The sequence below is a fragment of the Mycobacterium sp. genome (assembly GCF_035570115.1).
Lineage (GTDB): Bacteria > Actinomycetota > Actinomycetes > Mycobacteriales > Mycobacteriaceae > Mycobacterium.
The window spans coordinates 1-7185 of sequence record NZ_DATMLH010000283.1; the positions used below are offsets into that span (position 1 = coordinate 1).

A 7185-nucleotide genomic window follows, 5' to 3' on the forward strand; every position below is an offset into this window, starting at 1 on the left:
GCGGATTTGGCGGCGGCGGTATCGGCGGCGGCGGTATCGGCGGCGGTGGGGGCGGATTTGGCGGCGGCGGCGGCGGCGGTGGCGGCGGCGGTGGCCGGTGACGCGACTCGCCTAGGCGTTGACAGCCGCCGTCAGCGCCAGCAGCCTCGACGTGGCCCGCAGATACTTCTTCCGGAAGCCACCTTCCAGCATCTCCTCGCCGAAGATGCGGTCCAACTTCTCCCCCGACGCCAGCACCGGGATGCCGGCGTCATAGAGCCGGTCGGTCAACGCCACCACCCGCAGTGCCACGTTCTGGTCTTCGATGGCATGCACGCCGGTGAGGAACACCGCCGTCACGCCTTCTATCAACGTCAGATAGCGCGACGGATGCATGGTGGCCAGATGGGCGCAGAGTGCGTCGAAGTCGTCGAGGGTCGCGCCCGCAACCGTCGCGGCGCGCGCGGCGACTTGCTCGTCAGTTGGCGGCTGGGGCGCAGGCGGCAGGTCGCGGTGCCGGTAGTCCGGCCCCTCAATCCGGACGACGGTGAAAATTGCTGCCAGCGTGTTGATTTCACGCAGGAAGTCCTGCGCCGCAAAACGCCCCTCCCCTAGCTGCTCGGGCAGCGTGTTGGACGTGGCGGCCACCGACACACCGCGCTCGACGAGTTGGGAGAGCAGCCGTGATACCAGCGTCGTGTTGCCGGGGTCGTCCAGCTCGAACTCGTCGATGCACAACAGCGTGTAATGCCCTAGCAGGTCAATGCATTCGGCGAAGCCGAACACCCCGGCGAGCTGGGTCAGCTCCATGAACGTCGCGAACGCCTTCGGGTGGGCTTTTTTATCAGGCAAATCGTCGGGCAGCTGCCGGTAGGCCGCGGCCAGCAGGTGTGTCTTGCCGACACCGAAACCACCGTCGAGGTACAGCCCGATGCCCGGCACAACCTCGCGCCTGCCGAAGAGCTTCTTGCGGCCGGCGCGGCGCTCGACGGCCTGCAAGCAGAATTGTTGGCACGCCGCGACGGCGGCGGACTGCGTCGGCTCCGCCGGGTCGGGGTGATAGCTCGCGAAGCTCGCCTCGGCGAAGGTCGGCGGCGGCGTCAGCTGGGCGATCAGCCGCTCGGGCGACACCGGGGGCCGCCGATCGACCAGATGAGCCACCCCGCCGGTGGCATCGGCGGGAGTGGGGCCGTGCATGCAGGCACCCTATTGCTTGTTTTGGTCCTCGACTACCGAAGTTATCGAAGCGGACCTGGGACGCAAGCTGAGAAGCGAGGAGAGTTGGCGCTGGGCGGTGCGCCAAGGAGTGAAACGAATAGCTGCCCTGTAGTGAGAATAATTGCCGACGGGCTGCCGGTGCGTGTTCGTTTGGGATTCGCTTGGTAAGACGCAATCACGATGCCCAGTTCAGCGCCAGTCGGGTATAGCGCTTTTCGATGATGCTATCCGCATCTGCGATCGCGGCGTGATCGCTGTCGCGTGGATAGGCAGAAACCTGCAGCCCGGCGGTGCCGGGTCGCCCCTGGGCGTTCCAATCGTGAATGTGTCCAACAAGGCGCTGCGCGAGGCGATGACCTTCTTGGCCGAGAGGGCGGGCACCGAGTTCGAACGGTTGCTCGTCGCCGAGGCGGACCAGTGCGGCAACCGCGTCGGTTCCGACCAGCGCGACTGTAGCGGCGCCGCGGCCAGGGTATTCGATCAGCGCAGGCACCAGTCCATGATTTGCTGCCGCGCCGATCGCCGAGAGCCCGGCTATGGCGGGTTCGTGCAGCGCCAGCCATAGGCCCAGGCCGTGCCGTGCGTCGTTGAGCGTGACACGCACGCCGCTGGGCACGTCCACACCTGGCCGGGCCAGCGCTGCATAGAGACCGTCGGCGTCGATGGGACGTTGCTCGGCCAGCCCCAGTAACACCCCTCGTTCGGGGCCGAGCCGGTGGATCGATTCGGGACCGGCGAACGCGCCGCGCATACGCATAAACCCACAGAAGACCACCGAGACGCTTTCCAGATGGTTATCGACCGGTTGGAAGGCAATCGAGCGCTGAGGGCCTCGCAGGTCGAGTGGAACGACCAACCGACCCTGTGGGGCGAGCTGGGCCACCCACGCTGGTGAAATGTCCCACGCCCCCACGGTGGCAATGATGCGGTCGTAGGGGGCGTGCTCAGACCAACCCAGACCGCCGTCCCCGCAGCCGACGGTGACCTGAGAAACGCCGCACGCGGCCAGGCGCTCGCGGGCGTCTGTGACGAGGTCGGCGTCGATGTCCACCGACACCACCGCGCCGGTCTCGCCGACCAGGTGGGCCAACAGCGCCGCGTTGTAGCCAGTGCCCGTCCCGATCTCCAGCACGCGCTGTCCCGGCTGCACGTCGAGCTGGTCCAGCATTCTCGCCATGATCGCGGGCTGTGATGAGGAGCTGACTGGAAGCCCGCCCTCGTCATATTTGATCGCAAACGCCTCATCCCGGTAGGCCCGCTCCGGCTCGATCCCGGGCACAAACACGTGCCTCGGCACCGCGCGCAGCGCCGCTGTCACCCGTTCGCTGGACACATGCCCCGCCTGCCGGAGCCCATCAACCAACTGATCCCGTAACTGCTGTAAATCCGCACGCACGCCGTCCACAGCCACCAGTATCTTCGGCCCCAGCCGTTCATAGCGGGATCCCATTCGGACGGCTGCGAGGTGACCAAAAGCAACTGGAATCGGTCGGTTGCTCTGTCATCGTCCGGCCCGGTGGCCGACCAGTGCGTCGGACAATTGGCACCGACATTCGCGGCGACGCCGCATGGGGAGCCGTCCACGGGTAACTTGACGCGCTAACCCCAGGGCTAAAGCCCGGGGTCTGCGCGCTACGGTCTCCTGATAATGCGCATGCCTGACCTTGCCGCCGAACAAGCCGGCGGGATGCAGCTGAGGCTGCTGGGCTCGGTCCGTGACCTCGACGGCGCCGAACTGCCCGAGCTCTACGGCTATCCGGCGCAGCTGAACCGGACCTGGCTTCGGGCGAACTTCATCGCCAGCCTGGACGGTGGTGCCACCGTCGGCGGCGTGAGCGGTCGACTCGGCGGACCCGGCGATCGGGCGGTGTTCAACCTGCTGCGCGAGCTCGCCGACGTGATTCTGGTCGGCGCGGGTACGGTGCGGGCCGAGGGCTATTCGGGCGCGCGACCGAGCGTCGCGCAGCGCCAGCGTCGCCAGGCCTGCGGGCAGAGTGAAGTGCCGCAGCTGGCGATCGTGACCAGATCCGGTCGGGTGGACCGGGAGATGCCGGTGTTCACCCGCACCGAGGTGCCACCGCTGGTGTTGACCTGCGGGGCGGCGACCGACCAGACGCAGCGCGGACTAGCCGGCCTCGCGGAGGTCGTCGATTGCTCGGGCGACGACCCCGCGCAAGTCGACGAAGCCGCCGTGCTCACGACGCTGGCCGACCGCGGCCTGTTCCGGGTATTGACCGAAGGCGGTCCGACGCTGTTCGGCTCGTTCGTCGCGCGCGACATGCTCGACGAACTGTGCCTGACGATCGCGCCGAGCCTGGTGGGCGGCCAGGGCGCCCGCATCGCCTCCGGTCCGGGGCAGGTGCTGACCGGCATGCGCCCCTCGCACATCCTCACCGACGACGACGGCTACCTGTACACCCGCTATGTCAAGGCCTGACGACGATGCCGGCCGGGAATGGGAGTCAGGCAACCGAACCTAAGCCTGAGTATCGGGCTGGAATGGCTACTGTGGTCGGCATGAGCCGGCACGCCGCAATCGCCACGTCGTTGGTCGTGGTGACCGGGTTGCTGGCCGGCTGCGCGCCGGGATTGGCCGCCAACCCGCGCTTTGCCACCAATTCGGGCGCGCGGCCGCAGGGAAAGGCCACTACGGCGAAGCCGCCGGGTGGTCCGCCGCCGATCGCCGCGCCCAAGAACGACTTGTCCTGGCATGACTGCACGTCCAAGGAGTTTGGGGATGCCGCCGTCCCCGCAGCACCCGGCGTCAACCTGGATTGCGCAAGTTATGACGCCGACCTCGACCCCGTCAACGGCGCAGCCGGGACGTTGAGCATCGGTGTGGTGCGCGCCCGCTCGGCCCAGACTCCGGCCGACGCCGGCCCGCTGGTCTTCACCACCGGCTCGGACCTGCCGTCGTCGCTGCAACTGCCGGTATGGCTGGCCCGCGCCGGCGCCGACGTGCTGCGCAGCCACCCCATCGTCGCCATCGACCGCCGCGGCATAGGCATGTCGACCCCGGTGGACTGCCTCGACCAGTTCGACCGCCAGGAGATACGCGACCAGTCGCAGTTCGAGTCCGGCAACGACCCGGTCGCCAACCTCGCGGACATCGTGCAGAACGCCACGACCAGCTGCACCGACACCATCGCGCCCGGCGACTCCGCCTACGACGACACCCACGCCGCCACCGACATCGAGCGGCTGCGCAGTACCTGGGACGTACCCGCGCTGGCGCTGATGGGCATCGGCAACGGCGCCCAGGTGGCGCTGTCCTACGCGAGCTCGCATCCCGACAAGGTCGCCAGGCTGGTCCTCGATTCGCCGATCGCCTTGGGGGTGGGCGCCGAGGCCGCCGCCGAGCAACAGGTCAAAGGCCAGCAGGCAGCCTTGGACGCATTCGCCGCACAGTGCGCCGCGATGAACTGTCCCCTGGGCCCCGACCCCAAAGGCGCCGTCAACTCGCTGATTTCCGACGCCCGCGCAGGCCACGGCCCTGCGGGTGTGTCGGTAGCCTCGCTCGCCAACGCTATCGGCACCGCGCTGGGCTACCCCACCGGTGACCGCGTCAGCACCACCAACGACGTGGCCACCGCGCTCGCAAACGCCCGCTCCGGCGACACCAACTTGCTGACCGGCCTGATCAATCGGGCGGAGGGCACCATCGGCACCGACGGGCAGTTCGTCAATTCGTGCAGTGACGCGATCAACCGCCCAACTCCCGACCGGATTCGGGAACTCGTGGTCGCCTGGGGCAAGCTCTACCCCCAGTTCGGCACCGTCGGTGCGCTCAATCTCGTCAAATGCGTGTCGTGGCCGAGCGCGACGCCGCCGCAGCCACCGAAGAAGCTGAAAGTCAACGTGCTTCTGATGGGGGTGCAGAACGACGCGATTGTCGGGTCGGAAGGCGTCTTGGCCACCGCCGCCCTCATCATCAACGCCACCGCGGCCAGCAAGCGGGTGATGTGGCAAGGGATCGGCCACGGCGCCAGCATCTATTCCTCGTGCGCGGTCCCGCCGTTGATCGGCTACCTCGACAGCGGCCAGTTACCCTCCACCGACACCTACTGTCCCGCCTGATCCTTCGGGCAATCGCCCATGTACGGTGCGCTGGTGACGGCAGTTGATTCCACTCGTGGCAGCCTGCGGGATTGGTCGCAGGCCACCTTTGGTCCCCGCACCGCACCGCCTGGCACCGCCACCGTGCTGCGCTCGGTTCTCTGGCCATTGGCCATCATGGCGGTCATTCACCGCACCATCGTGTTGCCCGCCAACGGCAACATCACCGACGATTTCAAGCCGGTCTACCGCGCGGTGCTGAACTTCCGGCGCGGCTGGGACATCTACAACGAGCATTTCGACTACGTCGACCCGCACTACCTGTATCCGCCCGGCGGCACGCTGATCATGGCGCCCTTCGGTTATCTGCCGTTCGCGGAGTCGCGCTACTTGTTCGTCGCGGTCAACAGCGCCGCCATCGTGCTGGCCGGGTACGTGCTGCTGCGGATGTTCAACTTCAGGCTGACCTCGGTGGCGGCCCCAGCCTTGCTGCTGGCGATGTTCTGCACCGAATCCGTCACGAGCACACTGGTTTTCACCAACATCAACGGCGTCATCCTGCTGCTCGAGGTGTTGTTCTTGCGCTGGCTGCTCGACGGTTCGGAAGCCAACAGCGTCAGGCATCAGTGGTGGGCCGGCATCGCGATCGGTCTGGCTTTGGTGGTCAAGCCGGTGCTGCTACCACTGCTGCTGTTGCCGTTCCTGAACCGTCAGTGGCGTGCAGTGCTGGCCGCCCTGGTGGTGCCGGCGGCGTTCAATCTGGCCGCATGGCCTCTGGTGGTCCACCCGATGGACTTCGTCACCCGCACCCTGCCCTACACGTTGGGCGTCCGCGATTACTTCAACAGCTCGATCGAAGGCAACGGAGTCTACTTCGGGCTGCCTTTCTGGCTGATCCTGTTTCTGCGAATCCTGTTCACCCTGCTGGCCATCGGCGGCTTGTGGCTGCTGTATCGCTACTACCGGACCCGTGATCCGCTGTTCTGGTTCACCACATCGTCGGGTGTGCTGTTGCTGTGGTCGTGGCTGGTGCTGGCACTGGCCCAGGGCTACTACTCGATGATGCTGTTCCCGTTCCTGATGACGGTGGTGTTGCCCAATTCAGTGATTCGCAACTGGCCGGCTTGGCTGGGCGTCTACGGCTTCCTGACGATGGACAAGTGGCTGCTGCTCCACTGGATGTACATCGGGCGGCCGCTGGACTACCTGAAGATCACCTACGGCTGGTCGCTGCTGCTGATCGTGGTGTTCACCGTGCTCTACTTCCGCTACTTGGACGCCAAGGCCGAAAACCGCCTGGACGACGGGATCGATCCGCCCTGGGTGACGCCTCCGCAACCTCGCGCTAGCGTGGAGGCATGACTTCCTCCGCCCCAAAGCTGCAACTCAGCGACGACGAATGGCGCAAGAAACTCAACCCGCAAGAGTTCGACGTGCTGCGTCGCGCTGGAACCGAGCGCCCGTTCGTCGGTGAGTACACCGACACCAAGACCGAAGGCGTGTACCAGTGCCGCGCTTGCGGCGCCGAACTGTTCCGCAGCACGGAGAAGTTCGAATCCCATTGCGGCTGGCCGTCATTCTTCGACCCGGCGAACTCCGACGCGGTGATCCTGCGCCCCGACCGCTCGCTGGGCCAGACGCGCGTCGAGGTGCTGTGCGCCAACTGCCACAGCCATCTCGGCCACGTCTTCGAGGGCGAGGGCTATCCGACGCCCACCGACCAGCGCTACTGCATCAACTCGATTTCGCTGCGCCTGGTGCCGGCCGGCTCCTGACGCGGTCGGCCTAGTCAACCCTGGTGGCGTGCACTTCCCAGAACGGAGCGTGCGCGCGGCCGTCGGTCAGCCACGGCTCGATGGTCCGGAACCGTTCGGCCACCGGCTTCATCTGCTCGGCCATTTCGGGAGTGCGCTTTAGCATCTGGTCGAAATT

At 66.7% G+C, this 7185-nt stretch carries 6 protein-coding genes and 1 pseudogene; 4 read left to right on the plus strand and 3 right to left on the minus strand.

Annotated features, from left to right (window positions below):
* Positions 1-111: 111 nt before the first annotated feature.
* Both zapE and fxlM read right to left on the minus strand, forming a co-directional pair.
* Positions 112-1176, minus strand: a complete 1065-nt coding sequence (gene zapE / locus VNW74_RS26950; protein WP_325682550.1) for a cell division protein ZapE — start codon at positions 1174-1176, stop codon at positions 112-114.
* A 196-nt stretch (positions 1177-1372) separates the two neighbouring features.
* Positions 1373-2647 carry a methyltransferase, FxLD system gene (gene fxlM, locus VNW74_RS26955; protein ID WP_325682552.1) on the minus strand — a complete coding sequence of 425 codons (1275 nt, stop codon included), beginning with the start codon at positions 2645-2647 and terminating at the stop codon, positions 1373-1375.
* Positions 2648-2851: 204 nt separating this feature from the next.
* Here fxlM and VNW74_RS26960 point away from each other — a divergent pair, with 204 nt between their 5' ends.
* The 4 genes from VNW74_RS26960 to msrB all read left to right on the plus strand — a co-directional run bounded on the left by VNW74_RS26960 (position 2852) and on the right by msrB (position 7028).
* A complete protein-coding gene (locus VNW74_RS26960) occupies positions 2852-3634 on the plus strand; it encodes a pyrimidine reductase family protein (protein WP_325682554.1) in 783 nt (260 codons plus the stop codon).
* 62 nt (positions 3635-3696) lie between these two features.
* A complete protein-coding gene (locus VNW74_RS26965) occupies positions 3697-5274 on the plus strand; it encodes an alpha/beta hydrolase (RefSeq protein ID WP_325682556.1) in 1578 nt (525 codons plus the stop codon).
* An 18-nt stretch (positions 5275-5292) separates the two neighbouring features.
* Positions 5293-6615, plus strand: a complete 1323-nt coding sequence (aftC, locus tag VNW74_RS26970; RefSeq protein ID WP_325682558.1) for an arabinofuranan 3-O-arabinosyltransferase — start codon at positions 5293-5295, stop codon at positions 6613-6615.
* Entirely contained in the window at positions 6612-7028 is a 417-nt protein-coding gene (gene msrB, locus VNW74_RS26975) for a peptide-methionine (R)-S-oxide reductase MsrB (protein WP_325682560.1), read from the plus strand. Before aftC ends, msrB begins: the two co-directional genes overlap by 4 nt.
* Positions 7029-7038: 10 nt before the next feature.
* Here the strand turns inward: msrB and VNW74_RS26980 are convergent.
* A pseudogene (locus VNW74_RS26980) lies at positions 7039-7185 on the minus strand (class I SAM-dependent methyltransferase); the annotation flags it as partial.

Excerpts from the sequence above, each read along its gene's own strand:
- fxlM (WP_325682552.1), bottom strand. The coding sequence starts at position 2,647 with ATGGGATCCCGCTATGAACGGCTGGGGCCGAAGATACTGGTGGCTGTG.
- msrB (WP_325682560.1), top strand. The coding sequence starts at position 6,612 with ATGACTTCCTCCGCCCCAAAGCTGCAACTCAGCGACGACGAATGGCGC.
- zapE (WP_325682550.1), bottom strand. The coding sequence starts at position 1,176 with ATGCACGGCCCCACTCCCGCCGATGCCACCGGCGGGGTGGCTCATCTG.
- VNW74_RS26960 (WP_325682554.1), top strand. The coding sequence starts at position 2,852 with ATGCCTGACCTTGCCGCCGAACAAGCCGGCGGGATGCAGCTGAGGCTG.
- aftC (WP_325682558.1), top strand. The coding sequence starts at position 5,293 with ATGTACGGTGCGCTGGTGACGGCAGTTGATTCCACTCGTGGCAGCCTG.
- VNW74_RS26965 (WP_325682556.1), top strand. The coding sequence starts at position 3,697 with ATGGCTACTGTGGTCGGCATGAGCCGGCACGCCGCAATCGCCACGTCG.